The 20,090-nt window shown below is 48.8% G+C and carries 22 protein-coding genes; 7 read left to right on the top strand and 15 right to left on the bottom strand.

The window, feature by feature from the left end:
* Positions 1-71: 71 nt before the first annotated feature.
* Positions 72-680 (bottom strand): single-stranded DNA-binding protein, encoded by a 609-nt coding sequence (gene ssb, locus I4W93_RS16380; protein WP_205311869.1) that lies wholly within the window; start codon positions 678-680, stop codon positions 72-74.
* Between the two features lie 20 nt (positions 681-700).
* Entirely contained in the window at positions 701-2,065 is a 1,365-nt protein-coding gene (locus I4W93_RS16385; protein ID WP_205311870.1) for an MFS transporter, read from the bottom strand.
* A 325-nt stretch (positions 2,066-2,390) separates the two neighbouring features.
* On the opposite strand from I4W93_RS16385, the gene I4W93_RS16390 reads away from it, so the two are divergent.
* Entirely contained in the window at positions 2,391-3,827 is a 1,437-nt protein-coding gene (locus tag I4W93_RS16390) for an alpha/beta fold hydrolase (RefSeq protein WP_205311871.1), read from the top strand.
* A gap of 7 nt (positions 3,828-3,834) precedes the next feature.
* Here I4W93_RS16390 and I4W93_RS16395 read toward each other — a convergent pair whose 3' ends face one another.
* Entirely contained in the window at positions 3,835-4,170 is a 336-nt protein-coding gene (locus I4W93_RS16395) for a hypothetical protein (protein WP_205311872.1), read from the bottom strand.
* Between the two features lie 244 nt (positions 4,171-4,414).
* Between I4W93_RS16395 and I4W93_RS16400 the strand changes: the two genes are divergently transcribed.
* A complete protein-coding gene (locus tag I4W93_RS16400) occupies positions 4,415-4,639 on the top strand; it encodes an HAD family hydrolase (protein WP_205311873.1) in 225 nt (74 codons plus the stop codon).
* Between the two features lie 213 nt (positions 4,640-4,852).
* Here the strand turns inward: I4W93_RS16400 and I4W93_RS16405 are convergent, their stop codons facing one another.
* Complete coding sequence (locus tag I4W93_RS16405) at positions 4,853-5,884, bottom strand: LacI family DNA-binding transcriptional regulator (protein WP_205311874.1); 1,032 nt, start codon at positions 5,882-5,884, stop codon at positions 4,853-4,855.
* A 271-nt stretch (positions 5,885-6,155) separates the two neighbouring features.
* Here I4W93_RS16405 and I4W93_RS16410 point away from each other — a divergent pair, with 271 nt between their 5' ends.
* Together I4W93_RS16410 and uvrA are read left to right on the top strand one after the other, a co-directional pair.
* On the top strand, positions 6,156-6,527 hold the full coding sequence (locus I4W93_RS16410) for a TonB-dependent receptor plug domain-containing protein (RefSeq protein ID WP_224673509.1): 372 nt from the start codon (positions 6,156-6,158) through the stop codon (positions 6,525-6,527).
* Between the two features lie 515 nt (positions 6,528-7,042).
* Positions 7,043-9,865 carry an excinuclease ABC subunit UvrA gene (gene uvrA, locus I4W93_RS16415; RefSeq protein ID WP_205311875.1) on the top strand — a complete coding sequence of 941 codons (2,823 nt, stop codon included), beginning with the start codon at positions 7,043-7,045 and terminating at the stop codon, positions 9,863-9,865.
* A 20-nt stretch (positions 9,866-9,885) separates the two neighbouring features.
* Here uvrA and I4W93_RS16420 read toward each other — a convergent pair whose 3' ends face one another.
* From I4W93_RS16420 to I4W93_RS16430, 3 genes are all read right to left on the bottom strand, one after another.
* Positions 9,886-10,347, bottom strand: a complete 462-nt coding sequence (locus I4W93_RS16420; protein WP_205311876.1) for a methyltransferase family protein — start codon at positions 10,345-10,347, stop codon at positions 9,886-9,888.
* Between the two features lie 174 nt (positions 10,348-10,521).
* Positions 10,522-11,274 (bottom strand): HNH endonuclease, encoded by a 753-nt coding sequence (locus tag I4W93_RS16425; RefSeq protein WP_205311877.1) that lies wholly within the window; start codon positions 11,272-11,274, stop codon positions 10,522-10,524.
* Positions 11,275-11,389: 115 nt separating this feature from the next.
* Positions 11,390-12,217, bottom strand: a complete 828-nt coding sequence (locus I4W93_RS16430; RefSeq protein ID WP_205311878.1) for a putative porin — start codon at positions 12,215-12,217, stop codon at positions 11,390-11,392.
* A 273-nt stretch (positions 12,218-12,490) separates the two neighbouring features.
* Here I4W93_RS16430 and I4W93_RS16435 point away from each other — a divergent pair, with 273 nt between their 5' ends.
* Complete coding sequence (locus I4W93_RS16435; protein WP_205311879.1) at positions 12,491-12,877, top strand: DUF4920 domain-containing protein; 387 nt, start codon at positions 12,491-12,493, stop codon at positions 12,875-12,877.
* Here I4W93_RS16435 and I4W93_RS16440 read toward each other — a convergent pair.
* The 5 genes from I4W93_RS16440 to ccoG form a co-directional block, all read right to left on the bottom strand.
* A complete protein-coding gene (locus I4W93_RS16440) occupies positions 12,874-13,344 on the bottom strand; it encodes a hypothetical protein (protein ID WP_205311880.1) in 471 nt (156 codons plus the stop codon). The two genes, I4W93_RS16435 and I4W93_RS16440, sit on opposite strands and share 4 nt — an antisense overlap.
* A complete protein-coding gene (locus I4W93_RS16445) occupies positions 13,334-13,876 on the bottom strand; it encodes a DUF6942 family protein (RefSeq protein ID WP_205311881.1) in 543 nt (180 codons plus the stop codon). The genes I4W93_RS16440 and I4W93_RS16445 overlap by 11 nt, the downstream gene beginning before the upstream one ends.
* Positions 13,877-13,943: 67 nt before the next feature.
* Positions 13,944-14,597 carry a thiol:disulfide interchange protein DsbA/DsbL gene (locus I4W93_RS16450; RefSeq protein WP_205311882.1) on the bottom strand — a complete coding sequence of 218 codons (654 nt, stop codon included), beginning with the start codon at positions 14,595-14,597 and terminating at the stop codon, positions 13,944-13,946.
* A gap of 49 nt (positions 14,598-14,646) precedes the next feature.
* Positions 14,647-15,642, bottom strand: a complete 996-nt coding sequence (locus tag I4W93_RS16455; RefSeq protein ID WP_205311883.1) for a serine/threonine protein kinase — start codon at positions 15,640-15,642, stop codon at positions 14,647-14,649.
* A 23-nt stretch (positions 15,643-15,665) separates the two neighbouring features.
* The gene (ccoG, locus tag I4W93_RS16460) at positions 15,666-17,090 is read right to left on the bottom strand and encodes a cytochrome c oxidase accessory protein CcoG (RefSeq protein WP_205311884.1); all 1,425 of its coding nucleotides are present in this window, start codon (positions 17,088-17,090) and stop codon (positions 15,666-15,668) included.
* Between the two features lie 271 nt (positions 17,091-17,361).
* Between ccoG and I4W93_RS16465 the strand changes: the two genes are divergently transcribed.
* Complete coding sequence (locus tag I4W93_RS16465; RefSeq protein WP_205311885.1) at positions 17,362-17,724, top strand: hypothetical protein; 363 nt, start codon at positions 17,362-17,364, stop codon at positions 17,722-17,724.
* 13 nt (positions 17,725-17,737) lie between these two features.
* On the top strand, positions 17,738-18,160 hold the full coding sequence (locus I4W93_RS16470) for a DUF3010 family protein (protein ID WP_205311886.1): 423 nt from the start codon (positions 17,738-17,740) through the stop codon (positions 18,158-18,160).
* A 12-nt stretch (positions 18,161-18,172) separates the two neighbouring features.
* Here I4W93_RS16470 and I4W93_RS16475 read toward each other — a convergent pair whose 3' ends face one another.
* The 3 genes from I4W93_RS16475 to I4W93_RS16485 all read right to left on the bottom strand — a co-directional run bounded on the left by I4W93_RS16475 (position 18,173) and on the right by I4W93_RS16485 (position 20,089).
* Entirely contained in the window at positions 18,173-18,493 is a 321-nt protein-coding gene (locus tag I4W93_RS16475; RefSeq protein ID WP_205311887.1) for a ribbon-helix-helix protein, CopG family, read from the bottom strand.
* Complete coding sequence (locus I4W93_RS16480) at positions 18,450-19,175, bottom strand: nucleotide-binding protein (protein ID WP_224673510.1); 726 nt, start codon at positions 19,173-19,175, stop codon at positions 18,450-18,452. Before I4W93_RS16480 ends, I4W93_RS16475 begins: the two co-directional genes overlap by 44 nt.
* A gap of 146 nt (positions 19,176-19,321) precedes the next feature.
* A complete protein-coding gene (locus tag I4W93_RS16485; RefSeq protein ID WP_205311888.1) occupies positions 19,322-20,089 on the bottom strand; it encodes a peptidylprolyl isomerase in 768 nt (255 codons plus the stop codon).
* Between the last annotated feature and the right edge of the window lies 1 nt (position 20,090).

Genomic DNA, 20,090 nt, shown 5'->3' on the forward strand with positions numbered 1-20,090 from the left:
ATAAGCCTCTAATTAAAGAGGCTTCTTTGGCCTTCTTCTTAAAACGTCTTTACATTTTAAGAAGTGGTGAGTCAGAACGGAATATCGTCGTCGAAATCGATTGGCGGTTCCATTGGTGCACGTTGCTGCTGCGCCGGTTGCTGATACCCCCCCTGTGGCTGGGCTGGTTTTTGGTAACCGCCTTGCTGTGGTGCTGCTTGCTGGTACCCGCCTTGTTGTGGCTGCTGATAAGCTGGCGCTGTTTGTTGCTGTGGCTGTTGGTAACCACCCTGTTGCTGGGCTGGCTTTTGGTAACCGCCCTGCTGGCCGCCGCCCATACCACCGCCTTGCTGCTGGCCATCACCGCGGCCATCTAACATTTGCAGTTCGTTAGCGACGATTTCTGTGGTGTAGCGTTCGACGCCGTCTTTATCGGTCCACTTGCGGGTTTTCAGCTTACCTTCAATATATACTTTGCTGCCTTTACGTAGGTATTCGCCAGCTATTTCGGCTAAACGCTGGTATATCACCACACGGTGCCATTCGGTTTGCTCTTTTTTTTCGTTGCTGGCCTTGTCGGTCCAGCTTTCAGAGGTGGCCACCGTTAAGTTAGCCACTGCACCGCCTTGCGGCATATAGCGCACTTCCGGGTCGGTACCCAGGTTACCAATTAAGATTACTTTATTAATGCCACGCGCCATGCGAATTCTCCTAAAAAATGTTAAGCCCCGGCTGCGGTAATTACCGCCTGCGCCTGCGCTGTGTCAAATTGTGCTGAACTGACTTTCAGATAACAGCGCTTTTCTGCCAGAACAATAGTTACTTCCTGCACCCCTTGCAGCGCGGTGAGCTGAGCCGCCAGAGTGTTGGCTTGTTCGGTGTTAGAAACCGATAACCGCAGTGATAAACGCTGAGCGCGTGGTGGCAGCAGCAGGGTGCTGGCTACTGCCAGCCATATTAAACCAATAACGGCCAATGCAGCAAACAATGCTTGGTAGCTAAAATGTTGCAGCAGGGTACCGCCCAATACGCCACCTAAAAAGGCACCAAAAAACTGACTGCTGGAATAAATCCCCATAGCACTACCGCGCTGGCCGGCCGGTGCTATGCGCGATACCAGTGCCGGCAGGCTGGCTTCAAGAAAGTTAAAGCCGATGAAAAACAGTAATAATGCGCCGGTCAACGGCCAAAAGCCCGGTTGCAGCGCCGCCAGCAGCATGGCAGCGCTTAACAGCGCAATAGCCAGCAGAAAAAAGCCTTTTTCCTGTGCTTTACGCATAGCGATAAGCATCATTGGGATCATTAACACAAAAGAGCCCAGCAGCAGCGGCAGGTAAAATTGCCAATGTTGAGTAGACACCAGGCCATAATGCTGCAGCAAAGACGGCAGCACGACAAACATGGCGGTCAGCATTAAATGTAGCAGCAATACACCAAAATCTAACTGCAGCAACTGGCGGTGTTTTAGCATGGCGCCCAGGCTTTCTGGCAGTGCCAGCGTTTCCGCCATCGGCGCTTTATTTACGCTGTTGGGTAATAAAAACGCTACCAGTAACATAGCGCAGCAGGCCAGCAAGGCGGTAAACCAAAATACGCCGCTAAGCCCGCCCCATTTTGCCAACAAGGGTCCCAGTACCATAGCTGCGGCAAAACTTAAGCCGATACTGGCGCCAATAATCGCCATTACTTTGGGCCGCTGCTCTTCACGAGTAACGTCAGCAGCAAAAGCCAGAATTGCCCCGGCAATAGCGCCGGCACCTTGTAAAATACGACCTAAAGTAACCAGATAAACTGAATCGGCCAACGCGGCCACTACTGAGCCGAGCGCAAATAAGGCCAAGCCCCCCAGCATCACCGGGCGGCGGCCAATACGGTCAGATAACCAGCCCAGAGGAATTTGTAAAATAGCCTGGGTTAAGCCATAAGCACCGATAGCCAGGCCAATCCATAGCGGCGAAAAGCCCGCCAGCTCAGCGCCATACAGCGCAAACACCGGCAGCAGCATAAACAGCCCCAGCATGCGGCTGGAAAACACCAACGCCAAAGCCAGCGCAGCGCGTTTTTCTAATGAATTCAATTGATGCATCAGGTAAGAGTTAACCGCTTAAATAAGCGCGCAAGTGTAGCACAGTCAAGCGCCACGTTCAGTAGCTACGCTGAATTAAACCGGCCGTTGCCAGCGCCTGTTATCAGTTGCGGCCAAGCAATCTGAGCATCGCTTCGCTGTACTCAACTAGCGCAGCTTTCCCCGCCTGCGCTGTTAATTCTAAGCTGGCAGCAGTGGCATCTTTAAGCCAGCCCAGCATAATCCAGTGGTTTATCATGGTTTGACGACGTTCTGAAGTTACGAAAAAGCGTGCTAGTATACGCGTTCCTCGCCATTTTTAAACTTATGTTAATTAAATAACGTTATGAACCTGACTGCAAAACGCATTACTGTCGGACCTTACTTGTTGTTGTTGATTGTAGCCATGGCGGTGCTTAGTGCTATGCCAACCCATGCCAACGAAGAGCATAGTGTTGCGGCAGAACTGCCACAGCACTGGCGGCACACTACATTACAGGAACCCTTTTACAACGGTAATATCAGCGTAGTGCAGGCTGGAGACAGCGCCGCACCGGTATTGTTGCTGATCCATGGCTTGGGTGTAAACGGTATGCTGGATTGGCTGCCGGTAATCAGTGCCTTTGAAACACAGTATCATGTCATCAGTATAGATTTACCTGGCTTTGGTCAATCTGATAAAACCATTGCACAGCTGTCACCGGCACGCTATGCCGAATTGGTGCATTGGGTGGTTAAGCAATTTAGCAACCAACCGGTAATTGTTGCCGGCCATTCCATGGGGGGCGCCATTAGTTTGCGTTATGCCGCTGATTATCCACAACAGGTCAGTAAGCTGATAATGCTTGATACTGCCGGTATTTTACAGCGTACTATTTTTGTCCGGCATTTGGCCCAGCTACCTGAATCATACCAATGGATGGAGCAACTTGGCCCAGCTAAATCGCTGTTTAACGCGGCGCTGGGTAAATTTAACCGCTTTGCCGACAGAGTAACCGCTAAAGTCTTAACCGGGCTGGACCACTTACCCGATCCGGCCCAGTTACTGCTAAGCCAGCCACTGGCCCAACGTTATTTATACCGCGACCGAACTAATCTGAATGCGGCATTGGGGTTAATATACGAAGATTTTAGTGATGCCTTAGCCAGTGTTAGTGTACCCACGCACATTATCTGGGGTCAGCAAGATAGCGTGACGCCGCTGCGTACCGGGCAATTGCTGGCAAGCAGGATGCAAAATGCCCAGTTACATGTTATTGCCGGTGCCGGCCATGTGCCAATGGCTGATACACCAGAACAACTTTTAGCGGTGCTGAAACAGGCGTTGCAACAAGCACCAGAAAAAGCGGTGTTACCTGAGTTTGTTGCCAGCGCGCAGGATTTACTCTGCAACAACCAACGCAATCAGGATTACCGCGGTCACTACAGGCAGGTTCGTATTATTGGTTGTCGTTATATCAATCTGCAGCAACTGACGGCTGAGTCGGTGTATCTGGAAAATGCGGTGGTCAACATGCAGGATGTGCGGTTATTTAGTAGCGAAACTGCGCTAACATTGCGCAATGCGGCAGTTACGCTTACCAATGTCGATTTGCACGGCACTACGGCGCTGCATAGCCGCAACAGTAAAGTAGATGCAGCAGGAGTGCACTTTTATGCCTCTGAACAAGCCATCAGGCTGACAGATAACAATGCCCTGTATTTTTCGGTCAGCCGGATTGTCACACCAAAACAAACTGTTCTACACGGCTACTCGCTCGGCAGTCAGCTGAGGATGCAATAGCAAATTATTAACTGTCCGCCGATTCAGGCTTTACGCTATTACTCTGACGGTGAAATAACCCCACCGACAGCAGCAACAGACTCAGCGGCAATAAGCTTAAGTGAAATGCAGTCTGGCCATCAAAACTGGCAAAGGTATAGCCGAGAACCATAGAGCCAATGGTGCCGCCCAGTGCAGAAAATACCACGATCAGCCCGGTCATTGGCGCATGCTGCATTTTAGGCAGTGCGCTTAACATAACCGAGTTAATTACCGGGTATATCGGTGCCATAAACAAGCCAATTAACGGAAACACATATGCCGCCAGCGGCGCAGTAAACAGGTTAACAGCGGCGTTCGGCATAATATCCCGCGTTAACCGGCAGTGTTAGCAATATCAGCAATGCCATCGCCAACAGACAGCTGTTCAGCAGCCAATACCAGGATATTTTTTTTTACACAACCCCGGCCAATATGCGCCCCATTGCCAGACTGGCGGCAAAAATACTGGTTAGCTGCACACTCAGCTGGTTCGGAAGCTGCAATACTTCATTGTTAAAGGTTGGCAACCAACTGCCTATACCTTGCTCAATAAAGGCGTCGACCGTTTGGGCTCACTACGCTGGATTTTGCAAAAGGGCGGCTTAACGCTAAGTAGTGCAGAGGAAAACCGGCTAATGCAGCAAAAAAACACGCATTATCTTGAACTTATCGATCATATTACACCGGCTAACCTCTATCCTGGTGTGGCAGCCTTATTTGCGGATTTAAAGCAACACGGTATAAAAATCGGCCTGGCGTCAGCCAGTAAAAGCGCCAGCGTTAGCGGTTAGTCGGTATAAATTTTTTACTCCGGTGGCAACGCACAGACTGCAATACCCGCTGGGCTCGCCCCAGCAACTCGCCCTTTTGCCTACGGCAGGGCTCAGACACTCTGTGTCGCCCCATCTGGCATCACAGTCAGTGAGGACAAGCACATTGCTCCGTAAGCGGGCTCGGCGTCTAATAAACGCAAGCCACGAAAAAGTTTAGCCAAACCAGCCGCCTCAGTGTTTTCGTAAGCTCGACTGGCGTTCAATTAACTTTACCGGCAGCAACTGTGATGCGGCTTTGCCGCCGTTAATCCGGCTAAGCAGTTGTGCTACCAGTAATTTACCGCCAGCATGGGTGTCCTGTTTTACCGTGGTCAGTGACGGTGTGCAGTAGGCCGACATAGCAATATCATCAAAGCCCACCAGCGCCACCTGCTGCGGCACCTTAATGCCGTGCTCCAGCAAGGCTTTCATCGTGCCCATAGCAATGGCATCACTGGCGGCAAAAATTCCGTCCAGGCTGCCAAGCTGACTAAATAACGTCTGCTGCGTCTGCAAATAACCCGCCTGAGCAGTAAAATCGGTATTTAACTGCAGTGCCGGCTCGACGTTAATGCCCGCTGCTTGCAGCGCATCCAGGTAGCCCAGATAACGCATTTCAATTTCGGTATGACGAATGTCGCCTAGAAACGCTACTCGCTTGCAGCCTTGGGCAATTAAATGCGCCACTGCTAATTGCGCGCCCTGGCGGTTGTCGCTGCCAATAACCGGGAAGCTCTCATTGCCTGTGGCGGCGCCCCACACCACAAAAGGCACACCGGCACTACTTAACTGTTCAACCCGTTCATCATGCTCGCCCTGACCGATAACAATCAGGCCGTCGGCGCGTTTGGAATCAAAATAGTAACTGCGCCAGTCTTTATCGGTGGTTTTACTGGTGCTGAGTAACATGTCATAACCCTGCCGGGTGAGCTCATCGGCTATTACGCCAAGAATATCCAGTAAAAACGGGTCAGTAATCGCCTGCTGAGTTTTAGCATCGAACAGAATAATGACCGCTATAGTGTAGCTTTTTTGGGTGCGCAAGCTGCGCGCGGTGGCATTCACTTTAAACTGGTGTTCGGCAGCAATTTGCTGCACTTTCTGCCGTGTTTGCGCGTTAATGACCGGGTTATCGCGCAGTGCACGCGACGCAGTCGACTCTGACACCCCAGCTAAGCGGGCAATATCAGATAAAGTCAGGGTTTTTGCCGGTTTTATTCCCACGATAGCTACTTTTACTCAGGTTTTTACTCACAGTAAGGGCGATAATGCCTTAATGGGCACGGGGTCGCAACGACACTGTTAGCCACACTGCACAATTAAAGCGCAAAATTCTTTTGCAATCGTATGAAAAAACAGCATTTACGCTATTGCAATCGATTGCAATATCACCTATGTTTAAATCCGCCCGGCACCGAAGCGAGTAAAACAGGGTAAAAAACACCCATTAATAACCGCCGGCTTTATAATCGACAGGATAGCAGGAGAACAACAGATGGTAGCCCGACTCAATAAAATCAGCGCCGCACTGGCACTGCTTTGCAGTATGCCCCTTTTCGCCCAAACCAGTGCTGACACCACAACTGACACCGAAAGCCAAGGTGGCATAGAACAAATTGTTGTTACCGGTAAAGCCAGCGGTATGTCCGGCTTTAAAGTAGACACCAGTTACGCCATTACCAATGTGTCGGCCGAAAATATTGGCCGCTTGGCACCGAAAAGCACCGCTGAGTTATATACTGTAGTGCCTGGCGTCTGGGCAGAAAGCTCGGGCGGTGTTGCCGGCGCCAATGTGTTTGTGCGCGGCTTTCCCAGCACCGGTGATGCGCCGTTTTTAACTATTCAGCTTAACGGTGCACCAATTTAGCAAATTTAGGTGTGCAACTGGATATTACGCAGCAGTTAAAAGCCCAGTTATCGGTAGCTAACCTGACCGATAAAGACGGCATTACCTAAGGTGATCCGCGCAGCGCCGGCAGCCCGAACGGCCGCTACATTTTGCCGCGCAGTATCGATTTTAGTATCAGCTACAGCTTTTAAGATCCACTCCCTCGCTTCACCCGTATTGCATCCGCTTAGTCGGAGGCTTTTTTGCTAATCAGCTAAACGTTTGCAGCGCATTACAACACCCGCCCCGGCTCGCCACAGCAACTACTGCGGGCTTCCATGCCCTACGCGAGCCAGCTAAAGCTGTTCAAATTCGTTCCTGACGAATTTGTCGCCCTATGCTGTCGCAGCGCTCAGACACTCTGTGTCGACCGAAACGGGGTTATAATACGCAGCCGGCTGCACATCTAATCCACCTATGCTGGTTTTTTCTTAACCTTATATAGTGTATATTTGTACAGTTTCAGTATCTTTACTGCCTAACCGGAAACCATTATGGATAAAATCGATATTCGCGGCGCCCGTACCCACAACCTGAAAAACATCTCGCTGACCATACCGCGCGACAAGCTGATCGTGATCACCGGTTTATCCGGCTCCGGTAAGTCGTCGCTGGCGTTTGATACGCTGTACGCTGAAGGGCAGCGCCGTTATGTCGAGTCGTTATCGGCCTATGCGCGACAGTTTTTAAGTTTGATGGAAAAGCCTGATGTCGACCATATCGAAGGCTTGTCGCCGGCGATATCAATTGAACAAAAATCCACCTCGCATAACCCGCGTTCAACCGTGGGCACCATTACCGAAATTTACGACTACCTGCGGCTGCTGTTTGCCCGGGTGGGCGAGCCTCGCTGCCCCACCCATGATTTACCACTGGCGGCGCAAACCATCAGCGAAATGGTGGATAAAGTCACCGCCTTCCCCGAAGGCACCAAATTAATGGTGTTAGCGCCGGTGGTGCAGGAACGCAAAGGCGAACACGTAAAAACGCTGGAAACCTTAGCTGCCCAGGGCTATATCCGCGCGCGTATTGACGGCGAGGTGTGTGATTTATCTGATCCGCCAACGCTCGACTTACACAAAAAACACACCATTGAAGTAGTGATAGACCGCATTAAAGTGCGCGATGACGTTAAAACCCGGCTGGCCGAATCGTTTGAAACGGCGCTGAGTTTATCCGGTGGCGTGGCCAAGGTAGCGTTGATGGACCAGCCCGACGCGGCCGAGCTGGTGTTCTCGGCCAATTTTGCCTGCCCCAGCTGTGGCTATTCGATGGTCGAGCTGGAGCCGCGGCTGTTTTCGTTTAACAACCCGGCCGGTGCCTGCCCCAGCTGTGATGGTTTAGGTGTTAAGCAGTATTTTGACCCGAACAAAGTCATTGTTAGTGACGAACTCAGCCTGGCCGGCGGTGCCATTCGTGGTTGGGATAAGCGTAATTTCTATTATTTTCAGATGTTAAAATCATTAGCCGAGCACTACGGCTTTGCCTTGGATGTACCCTTTAACAGCCTGACGAAAAAACAGCAGGACGCCATTTTACGCGGTAGCGGCCATACGGTAATTGATTTCAAATATTTAAACGATCGTGGCGATATCGTGCAGCGCAGCCATCCGTTTGAAGGCATTTTACCGAATATGGAGCGACGCTATCGCGAAACCGAATCAAATTCGGTGCGTGAAGAGCTAAGCAAATATCTGGCGCATCAATCTTGCCCTAGCTGCAACGGTACCCGCTTACGCGAAGAAGCCCGCCATGTGTTTATTGGCCAAACTAACCTGCCAGAAATTGTCGAGTTATCGATTGGCGACTGCATGGCGTTTTTCCAGCAACTGGCGTTAACCGGCCAGAAGGCGCAAATCGCCGAAAAAGTACTCAAAGAAATTCAGGACCGCTTAAGCTTTTTAGTAAACGTTGGCCTGAACTACCTGAATTTATCGCGCAGTGCTGAAACGCTATCTGGTGGTGAAGCACAGCGCATCCGTTTGGCCAGCCAGATTGGCGCCGGTTTAGTCGGCGTGATGTATGTACTGGATGAACCTTCTATCGGCTTACACCAGCGCGATAACGACCGCCTGCTAGGCACACTTACGCACCTACGCGATTTAGGCAATACCGTGATAGTAGTAGAGCACGATGAAGACGCCGTGCGCATGGCGGATCATATTATCGACATTGGCCCGGGCGCCGGTGTTCATGGCGGTAATATTGTCGCTCAGGGTACGCTGGCGCAGGTAATGGCGGCGCCGGAATCCTTAACCGGCCAGTATTTATCCGGCAGCCGTAAAATTGCAGTACCGGAAAAACGGCATAAGCCAGGCAAAAAGTGGTTAGAGGTAATAGGCGCCAGCGGCAATAACTTAAAAGACGTCGATGTGGCTATTCCGTTTGGTTTAATGACCTGTATTACCGGCGTGTCCGGCTCGGGTAAATCCACCTTAATAAACGACACGCTATTTCGGGTGGCGCACCGCGTGCTGAACAAAGGCGAGGGCGATGACCCCGCACCGCACCGCGAAATAAAAGGCATGGATCATTTTGATAAAGTTATCGACATTGATCAAAGCCCGATTGGCCGCACGCCACGCTCTAATGCTGCTACCTATACCGGTATTTTTACTGCGGTACGCGAGTTATTTGCCGGCACGCAGGAAGCACGCTCACGCGGTTATCAGGTGGGCCGCTTTAGCTTTAACGTTAAAGGCGGGCGTTGCGAAGCCTGTCAGGGCGATGGTGTAATAAAGGTAGAAATGCACTTTTTACCCGATGTCTATGTGCCGTGCGATGTGTGTAAAGGCAAGCGCTATAACCGTGAAACATTAGAGATTAAATACAAAGGCAAGAATATCCACGAAGTGCTGGATATGACGGTAGAAGATGCGCAAGCTTATTTTGAAGCCATTCCGGCAATAAACCGCAAGTTGCAAACGCTGTTGGATGTTGGCCTGAGCTATATCAAGCTGGGCCAGTCGGCCACCACGCTATCGGGCGGTGAAGCACAACGGGTAAAACTGGCGCGCGAGCTAAGTAAACGCGACACCGGTAAAACGCTGTACATTCTGGACGAGCCCACCACCGGCCTGCACTTTTACGATATTCAGCAACTGCTAAACGTACTGCACCGCCTGCGTGACCACGGCAACAGCATTGTGGTGATAGAGCATAACCTCGATGTAATCAAAACCGCCGACTGGATCATCGACTTAGGCCCGGAAGGCGGCAGCGGCGGCGGTGAAATTCTGATCGCCGGCACACCAGAGCAGGTAGCAGCTTGTGAGAAGTCTTATACAGGGCATTACTTAAAGCCGTTGTTGGGCTAGTAACCTTTAAGGTGCGGCGCTTACAACCAGCGCCGCACTTGTTGGGTATAAGCCTGATACTCATTCCCAAATTTCTGCAGTAAATGCCGCTCTTCCGGCGCTATCTGAAACCGGTTCATATACCACACAAACAGCGGCAGCAACGCCAACGCCGCCGCGCTGCTTAAGTAAAACGCCCAAGCTGTTAGCAACAACAAAAAACCTAAATACATTGGGTTACGGCTATAGCGGTAAATACCACGGATAACCAGGCTGGAGCTTTGCTCCGGCACCCGCGGGTCTACCGTAGTATTGGCGCGGCGAAACGCCAACACACCTGACAGTGCCACAGCAATACCCGTAACAGCAAACACGGCGGCCAATATCAGCCGCCAGCTCTGTGGCAGCTCCAACGGCGAAAACCACTGCGCCAGCAACCACATCGCTAAAGCAAACAGCGCTACCAATACAATTGGCGGGATTTTAAGTTCAAGTGTTTGCATGACAGCCATCCGTGATTTTTCTTCGTTACATCATACTACTTGCAGTGGCTTTTATGCGGAAGTTTGCTTGCTACTACACTTTTAGGCGCAGAAAAGTGTTGGGTTCTCACATTTTTAGGCGCAGAAAAGTGTGAAATATTGCATTTTAAGGTGCAGAAAAGTGCGAAACAGCAGTCACGCCTGCTGAAAAATATGTTCACGATGAAAAGCTAGAAACTGTGCTGCAGGGTAAAATTTTTCTGGCAAGGCGATGCGCTTGCCATGAAAACTGGCAATCGCTGACATAAAAAACGCATCTGTTGCATCGGTAACTTGGCTTGATACCACTACTCGATAGTCACCATCGACGGTAATTATGCCCAAATCAAAGGCTTTATCATGTAATGCTGATAGGGCTAAGCCGTTATGAGGGTTTAATCGGTTCGCTTCGTCTTGGCTCCAAGGCACTATATGGCTGGCAACCAATAACTTGGGGCTAGCCAAACCGCTAATACAGCAGCGCTGGTTATAGGCACTTAATACCGCATTGCGAAAAAACTGCTGGCCTATGCGTACTGTTACTTCGGCTAACTTTGAGGTGCTTTTTTCAGCAATATTGCTCTGAGCAATGCCTTGTTCTGCACCAAATTCTTTCTCGGCTTGCGCCATAGCAATTGCAAAGGCTGCCCAGTCTTGCTGCATTTCTTGCCACATTGCTTTATCAGCCGCTGAGGCCCCAGTTAAACCCGAACGGCCTGTTGACGTGATTGCTGGGTCTAAGCTGGCAATATTAGACAGCTTCATTGCCAACGCCGATGGTGTGCGGCCGATTAAATGTGCGTACTGAATAATCTCTGGATTCTTCGAATGCAAGCGACCAAAGGTTAAACGACAATACAGGCTAAAAGCCACTAAGCTTTGTTGTCTTGTCCAACCTGATGTTGCCATGCTCGATTCCAAAATTGTGAAATGTTAGTTACACAATATAATGTCACTGAAACTGGCAATAAAAAAGGGGCAACAATTGTTGCCCCTAAAGCGCTAGTGAAGCTACCAGAGGAAATTAGAACTGGCCGGTAATGCCTAAGCTATAAGCCTTCATGCTATCGTTATCTGTATTGCTGGCAAAGCTGGCTTCAACTGCCCAGTTTTGCGTAAAGAAATGCTTAGCATTTAAGCTGTAATCGTCAGCTTTGCTGTATGTCAGACCTACAGAGGTCATTTTGCTGAAGTAGTAATCTGCAGCCATTGCCCAGGCGGAGCTGCCATCGTTATCTTCGATTGTAATACCAGCAGTGATGAAACGGTCACCATTCAAGCTGGCAAAGTATTTGCCGCTGATACCAAAATAGTCGAGCGAGTCATCGGTGTAGGCGGTAAAACCAACGTAGTCGCTGCCCTGCAATTGGTGGTTGTAGCTGGCAGAAAAGCGATAATCATTACTGCCGTCTGCTCTGATGGCTTCAGCACGTACGATAAAGTTGTTTGAAACCAAATAACCCAGTCCAAGTTGGTTGATATTTTCATCACCAAAACGGCTGTAGCCAGCTGACACGACCAGACCATTTTCGGCGAAGTACTCACCGCCGATGGTCCAGGCGTTGTTATCAAATACACGGTTGAAAGACGCTGAAACATTTGTCACTTTGTTAATATATTCAAACTGGTCAAGTGGACCAAGAGTTGTTTTTTTATCGAAAAAATAGCGCCCGTCCAACTGCCAGCCATTATCAGAAATGGTACGGTTTACTAAGATATCGTCTTGTAAATCGACATAGTCAAAACGCAGATGCGTCAGCTGTAATCCGGTGAATACTTGATATTCTTCAGCTGCAGCTGCAGCAGCAGAGGCCGCCATTGCGATAACAGGTAATACATATTTTAACGTCATTGTTTAAGATCCCTAATTTAGTGATAGCGGCGCGCATAATACAGATGGCCACATGAAATGTAAAATATAAGTACAAATTATTTTTACATAAACAGGCAATATGTTTACTTTACAACCTAATATAGGAATTTTTTAAACCGTACAGCATAAAATATCAGTCGCAGCTAAAATCACACTAAGTAAATATTTATTTTACATATTTGCAGTATAAATTATCTATTTGCTTTTATTTACTATTACGCCAAAATACGGCAAACCGTTGGGAGAATAAGTATGTTTAGAGCTCTATTTTTAATCATTGGTATTAGTCTGGGAAATGCTGCGCAAGCGACCACGCTGCTTGCTACGGCGATTGACAAAACCACCGCGATGCCAGTTGCGCAACTGTTGGCTGCACCGCAACACCATTTAGACAAAGTGGTCACCATTGCTGGTACCGTCGACTCGGTATGCAGCAAGCAAGGTTGCTGGATGAAATTTGTTGCTGCCGAAGGTATGGGGCCGTTTCGTATTAAAGTGCGTGATGGCGAGATGGTTTTTCCGCTAAGCGCAAAAGGTAAAATGGCCTATGCCAGCGGCACAGTTAGGTTATGGCCGCAGGGCGAAGACCAGCCGGATGCTTATCAGCTGGTGCCGACGGCAGTAGAAATAGCAGATTAACCCAGACTGTTTAAACGCAGCTGCACTAAATAACGCCGCAACTGCGCTACCCGATGCGGCCGGTTAAACAGCTGATACAGTTGTAACCAGTCGGCGGGTGGCATCCAGCAGATACCGTTGTGCCAATGGCAGTGCTGCGGCTTGAACACCCAGTTAACCACGGCGTTGTTTTGCTTAACAGCGATACCGGCCATTAGCTCAATATCCGGCCAGCCCGCGCGGCTAAAGCGGGCAAAGTTTGCTGAGGCATACTCCGCATGCGCCGCTGTTAACTGCGGCTGAAAACTTACCGATAACAACTGGTAGATTGCAGCAAAATCAGTCTCAGCACACACAATATCAATATCATTCGGTGCGGTTTCAAGCCCCAACTGCCACAACAGGCAACTGCCGCCAACACCAAACTGAAAGGGTTGCAACAAACCGCAAAGCTGCTGCAGCTGTGCCGGCAAATTATTATCGTTCATCTAAAACCTTTATCTGCCGGGCCAGATAGGCCAGCTTTTCATTGTTCAACTGCCGGTAGTCAAAGTAAGGACAGACTAATACGCGGTTGTGTTGATCAACCGCAAATTCATGATTCTGCCAGTTAAACTGCGCCGGCAAGCCCGCATCCAATAACGCTTTGGCATGAGTACGGCCAGCGATAATATGCACCGTTTCCGCCACGGGCTGAAGCTCAGGCACGCTAAAAAGCAATGCTGTACTGCTAGCAGCCTGCAGTAAGTGTTGCTCGCGATATTGCTGCCAGCTGCCGGCATGTCGTGTATAAACATATTGCTGAGTATCCAGCGCATACAACAGTTTGGCATAGACATTAAATACTTTTCGCCAGCCATTGCCACAGGCTCGATTAATCAGCTCTATCTCACCACTGTGCAGTGGTTGCACCGAGCGTAAATCGGTGTATTCCGCCATCGGAGGCCGGTTGGCAATATAAACACGAAGCCCTGCGCAGCTATCGCCCAGGCCGATCGCAGTGGCATTTTGCGCTGCCATAACTCAACACCATGCTAGTGGGAAAATAAAAAGGCAGCCGAAGCTGCCTTTATCGATACGACTGGAATCAGGCGTCTTTTTGCAGTAAGTAATCTATGAGCTGTTGCATTTCTTGTTCATAGTTGCGTGCATCCAGCGCTTCATTTTTAATTTTGTATTTGCCATTCACCACCAACATTGGCACGCCGGTTAAGATACGACGGTTGGACAACTCGTCCTGTTCTTTCTTCATCTGGTTGGCTGCACCGCGCACCGAAAAGCTTTTCATTGCTTTGTCATAAGTTTCGCCATCGATATCGTTAATTAACATCAGGCTACGGATATCGTTCTCGTTGGAAAAAGGCACTCTGCTTACGTGTATTTGATTGAAAATTGCGGTGGCAATCTGATTGCCCTTACCCTGACTTTTAGCTATTAAATAAGCGCGTGATAAAGCATTTTGCATTTCTGGAGTAGCTGCGCGGATAAAATCGACATGCACTTTTTTAAACTCAGTACCCTCTGGTAGCTTTTTAGCAATACTTTGCGCTATGGGTTCAAATGCATTACAGCCACCGCAATAGAACGAGAAGAATTCTTTTACTTCTGGCTTAGCCGTGGGTTGCTCGGCAATAACTTCGTAATGTTTACCTAATTCAAATTTAGATTTAGATTCCGTTTCAGCACAAGCTGCCAGTGGCAGCATTAATGACAGTGCAAATACAGATAACAGCTTTTTCATTATTTTAATGTCCTTTGTTAGAGCCTTTGGGCCACAGCTTAGCAAAAACTTAGTAATCTGGCACTAATGAAAGCGGGGCTTGTTGCAGTAAAAACAATTGCTCCTTCAATGCCAGACATTGTTGTTCCCAGTATTTGTCTGTCGCAAACCAGGGAAAGTTCATTGGAAAGGCCGGATCTTGCCAACGCCGAGCCAACCAGGCCATATAATGCACCATGCGCATCGCCCGCAATGGCTCAATCAGTTTCAGCTCTGCCGGGTCAAAGTCGCAGTATTGCTCGTACTCTTCCAGCATCAATTCAAGCGTGTCACGCTGCTGTTGCCGGTCACCGGACAACATCATCCATAAATCCTGTATCGCGGGTCCGTTGCGACAATCATCTAAATCAACGAAAAACGGCCCCTCGCTGGTATAAAACAGGTTACCAGCATGACAATCACCATGCAGTCGGATCAGGCGCTTAGGCTTATACTGTGTGATGCAAAGTGCTATAACCTGGTCCAGCGCACTGTCGAAAGCCGGTCGTAAATATGCCGGAATAAATTCCAGTTTGCTAAGCACATCACGGCTTTGTAACAAATGGCTTTCGATACTGAACGCCGGACGATATGCAAAGGCTTTCGCTTTACCCACCTGATGTAAGCGACCAAGAAAACGACCTAACATCGCTAGCTGCTCGTCATTATCGATCTCCAATGTACGGCCACCACGGCTGGGGAACAGTGCCAACTGGTAGCCGCCGTATTGTAACACCGACTGCCCGTCCTGCCGCAGCGGCACCACCACCGGAATATCAGCCGCAGCAAGCTCAAAAGCAAAGTCATGCTCTTCCTGTAATTGTGCGGTGCTCCAGCGCTGCGGCCGGTAAAATTTTACTACGTACTTTTGTGGTATCTCCGCCGCGCCGCGCCATGCACTAAACTGATATACCCGATTTTCATAGCTATTTAGCGCGGTGAGCCCGGAACTAATATCCAAGCCCAGATGCTGCAGGGCATCAATAATGATGTCCGGCTGCAGCGTAGAAAAATCAAATGCCGTCATAAAGCTCCCTGGCGGCTAACGTTTTAGCGGCCTACAAAAAATGTCGTCGACTGTTCAAGCTTTACATCCGGGTTTTCTGCCTGGCGCACAGTAAAACGAATATCCAGACTGCGCGACTCAGTAATATCCGGGTCCAGTGCCAAACTAACTGGTACATTTAGGGTTTCGCCGCCATTCAGGTTAACCTGCTGCGGACCTATCCAGCTAAGACTTTCACCACCGTCGACGCTCAAGTTAAACATGACAGCTTGCTGCGACTTATTAGAAATGCTTATGGTATAGGTGTTTTCTACCCAGCCTTCGTTAGTTTCCCGGTACATTGCACCGCGATCTCGGATAATATTCATCTCAAACGGCACCCGGCTATACAGCGTCCAGGCAAAGGCACCACAAACTGCAATAAGCACGAACAAATAACCTAGCAGTTTTGACCGCAGCACCTTGGTGGGTTTGCCATTCAAGCTGTGCTCTGTGGTATAGCTGATCAGGCCGGTTGGGTAACCCATCTTAGTCATGGTGTCGTCACAAGCATCAATACAGGCACCACAGTTAATGCATTCATACTGCAGGCCATTACGAATATCAATGCCGGTAGGGCACACCTGCACACAGAGGTTGCAATCGATACAATCGCCCAGGCCTTTTTCCTGGTAATCTTTGTCTTTACGGCTGCGCGGCCCACGGTTTTCGCCTCGCGTTTCGTCATAGGTAACGGTAAAGGTGTCTTTATCAAACATCGCCGACTGAAAACGGGCGTAAGGACAAATGTGTGTACACATAATTTCCCGCATCCAACCCGCATTGCCGTAGGTACAAAGGGTAAAAAACAGTACCGACACCAGAGCCCAGAAACCTGCTTGTAAGGTAAAAAATTCAATAAACAGCGGCCCTACCGGCGTGAAGTAACCGACAAAAATCAGTGATGTCAGTAAGGAGAACGCTAACCAGCAAAAGTGAGTAGCTGCTTTTTTAACAAACTTAGTGGCCGACCACGGATCAGCATCCAATTTCATGCGCTGATTACGCGTGCCTTGAATTTTCTCTTCAAACCAAATAAAAATGAAAGTCCACACCGACTGTGGACACAAATAACCACACCAGACCCGGCCATAAAAAGCGGTAATAAAGAACAATGCATAAGCGGCAATGATAAATATCCACGCCAGTATGGTGAAATCCTGCGGCCATAAAGTTAGCGAAAAGATATTAAATTTCTGCTCGGTAATGTCCAATAAAATGGCCTGATGACCATCATAGCGTAGCCATGGCAACAGCATAAAAAGGCCCATAAAGACAAAGCCCATATAACGTCTAATAGCTTGATGCAGGCCTTTTACTGCACGAACGTAAATACGGTCACGCGGGTTATACTGCGCCCCCTGTCCAGCCGGCTTATGCACCTCGACATGTACAGGAATATTCTTTATATCTATTTTTTGCTGATCCACGGCTTACCCCGCTACTGCCATTTGCCACTTGCCGCTGAGTATAACATTTCGCGACAAGAAGTTTTTGACCTGCAACAAAGCAAGTATCGTGCCCTGGCAGGTAACACCAGCAAAGTTGCATTCCCACTAGCGAAAACTGACAACTGAAGCAACAGAAGCAGTATTTATTGTAAACTTAGTTTACAATAATACGATATCAACACGGTCACGATGCAGTTGGTGCTGCAATCCGATACAATGGTGCTGTTATATATAATGGAGCACCCAATTTATGAAGAAGTTTTTTTGGCTCGTGTTAATAATACTGCTGGTCATTACGTTTTCTGATCATGATTTGATCAGGCCGTATAAAGAGCAGCTGTTTGAGCTAATCCTGGACCAAGCCGCTATTGCCGGTGACGATAAAGAAGCCGCACTGCGCAGAACTCGAAAGCAACTGCTGGCATTATCAGAGCAATGGGGTGAGGGCCAACGCACGCAGCTGGAAAAAGCCAGCAGCAGCCTGGACAACCTGTTGAAATTTCGGCGTAATTATTGTGTGAATAAAGATTTTAACCCAATTTTGTTTGGCGAGCCCTTGCGTCAGAGCTGCGATGTTATTGAAAAGAATTACCCAAATTTAAGCAAACCTTAAGCAGAGGCAACCCATGCGTACATGCGGTATAGAGATAAAAGGCAGTGAAGCCATCATCTGTCTGATGACATTACAAAGTGGTCTGTTTGAGTTACCAGACTGCCGGCAAAACCGCTTTGCACTAAGTAAAGATGCTGAACAGCTGCAAATGCGTCATTTTCAGTTCACCTTTGCCAAGTTCATTGAAGACTATCAGGTAAGCCAATTGGTGATTAAAGAACGCCCGCAAAAAGGTAAGTTTGCTGGAGGCGCCATTGGATTCAAGATTGAAGCCGCACTGCAACTTATTGCAGGTTGTGACTGCACTATCATCAGCGCCAGTCAGATCAAAGAAGCGATAAAACGTCACCCGATACCGGTGGATTTCAAAGATACTGGTCTGAAAGTGTTTCAGGAGACGGCTTTTTTAGCTGGCTATGCCTTTTTAGCAAAATAGCCGCCAATTCGGCTATTTTTTTTGCTTACCTAAATGTCGCTTTATGGGCTTACTGGCCTGTAAAATGAGTTTGCGGATCAGTTTAGACTTAGGCTCACCAGTCGCCTGGCTGAGTTGGTTTAATGCGTCTATCGCCTCCTGACTTAACGTAAAGGTGGCGTGGCGCATTGGCAAACGCGTGGTATCGTCAACTTCCTCGGGGGTAGGTTGGCGCATACTCACGATACGCGGCATGCCCATTGCATAATCGTTAGCATCATCAATAAATTCGTCAGCCGTAAAACCGGGTTTACCGGGCGGCCGCGACTTTTTCTTCAGATCGGTCAGCGCCATCTTCTTGTATCGCCTTCATTGCCAGTAACTCGGTCACTATATCACGGATTTCCTGAGCCGCTTTACCTGCGGGCTCTACATCCATTACTGATAGCCCCTTTTCCTCACTATCGTCATAAGCATTTCTATTGTAGGTAATGGCATCTAACACGCGGATATTGAACGATTTACACACTTCTTTTGCATCTAATATCCGACCGGCCTGGTTAGGCAAAGATGGACATTGCGTGATAACACAACCAACAATCATGTCAGGGTTGACGACATTGCAGGCACTGACTAAGTCTTCCAAATGTTCCAGCGTTTTCAAATCACGACGTTTCGGCCGCAGCGGAAACAAAACATGTGTGGCCACTACCATTGCAGAACGCAATGCCACACTGTCCTGGCCACCGCAGTCGACAATCACCACGTCGTAATGCATTTCAAGACTTTTCAATTCGTAGCGAATTTTGCCGTACATTTGCACACAGTTGATCCAGGGTAATTCAGCATCGAGATGCCGCTCCTGCACCCAATCTGACGAGGTTCGCTGCGGATCACAATCTACCAACATCACATTGGCATTTCTCTCGCGCGAGAAATACACCGCGATATTTTGCGCCAGACAACTCTTGCCGCTGCCGCCTTTTTCTCCACCGACTAACAAGATCATTACGTCACCCTCATTTTCGTATATCACCGATACCTAAACGGGTCGGATTTTAAGTGTAGATGAGGATGCTAATTTGACTAGCTAATTTACAAAATGATTTTATCTAAGCAGATGCTTTTATTCATAAAAGCAAGATAAGCGGGCTTCACAACAAGACAACCCGCTAAATTTACTTAAATTACACGCTTACGTCGCCACACCAGACCTAAACCAAGCAATAAACTGAGCCAACCGCTACTGCCGCCGCCGCTGTCGTCACTGTCATTGCCACCAGTTGCAGATGTATTGGCAACCGGGTTCAGTGTCGCGGCACTATCAGGGCGCGCATCAACAACAACCATACTTTCGATAGTAATTAGATTGGCTGCAACTAACGGCTTATTGTCTTCCCGGTCTGCTGCACTATAGTTTTGTAACGGCAGCTCGCTGATGCCGGGGAAGCTAAACCGCGGCAAACCGGCAATATTGTCTACAACATCCATATCCTGGCTTTTGATCTGACCGAATACAGTAAAACCAGCATTCTGCACGTCCAGGTTTGCAGCGTTATTAGTTAGGTTAATAAACCACTGATTGGTAGCACTATTTGGATCGCCACCCAACTTGGCCATAGCAATAGTTGCCCGAACATTAGACCACTTTGGTTCATTAATGATGGCTGCATTTGTCGCCACCGCCTTTAGTGGTAGTTGCTGATCAAAAATAAAACCACCGCCCTGAATTACAAACCCTGGCACAGAGCGATGTATAACCGTACCGTTATAACGGCCGGAGTTAACGTAGTTTAAAAAGTTTTGCACTGTTACCGGTGTAGTTTGATCGAACAAATTAATTTCAAATTTGCCCATGTTGGTTGTTACTTCTACTATTGTTGCCTGCGCTATATCACTGCCAGTTAACATTGCCAGTACCAGCAAGGTTTTTAGTGCTTTGGTTGCCATA

It is taken from the genome of Rheinheimera maricola, from assembly GCF_016918075.2.
Classification (GTDB): domain Bacteria; phylum Pseudomonadota; class Gammaproteobacteria; order Enterobacterales; family Alteromonadaceae; genus Alishewanella; species Alishewanella maricola_A.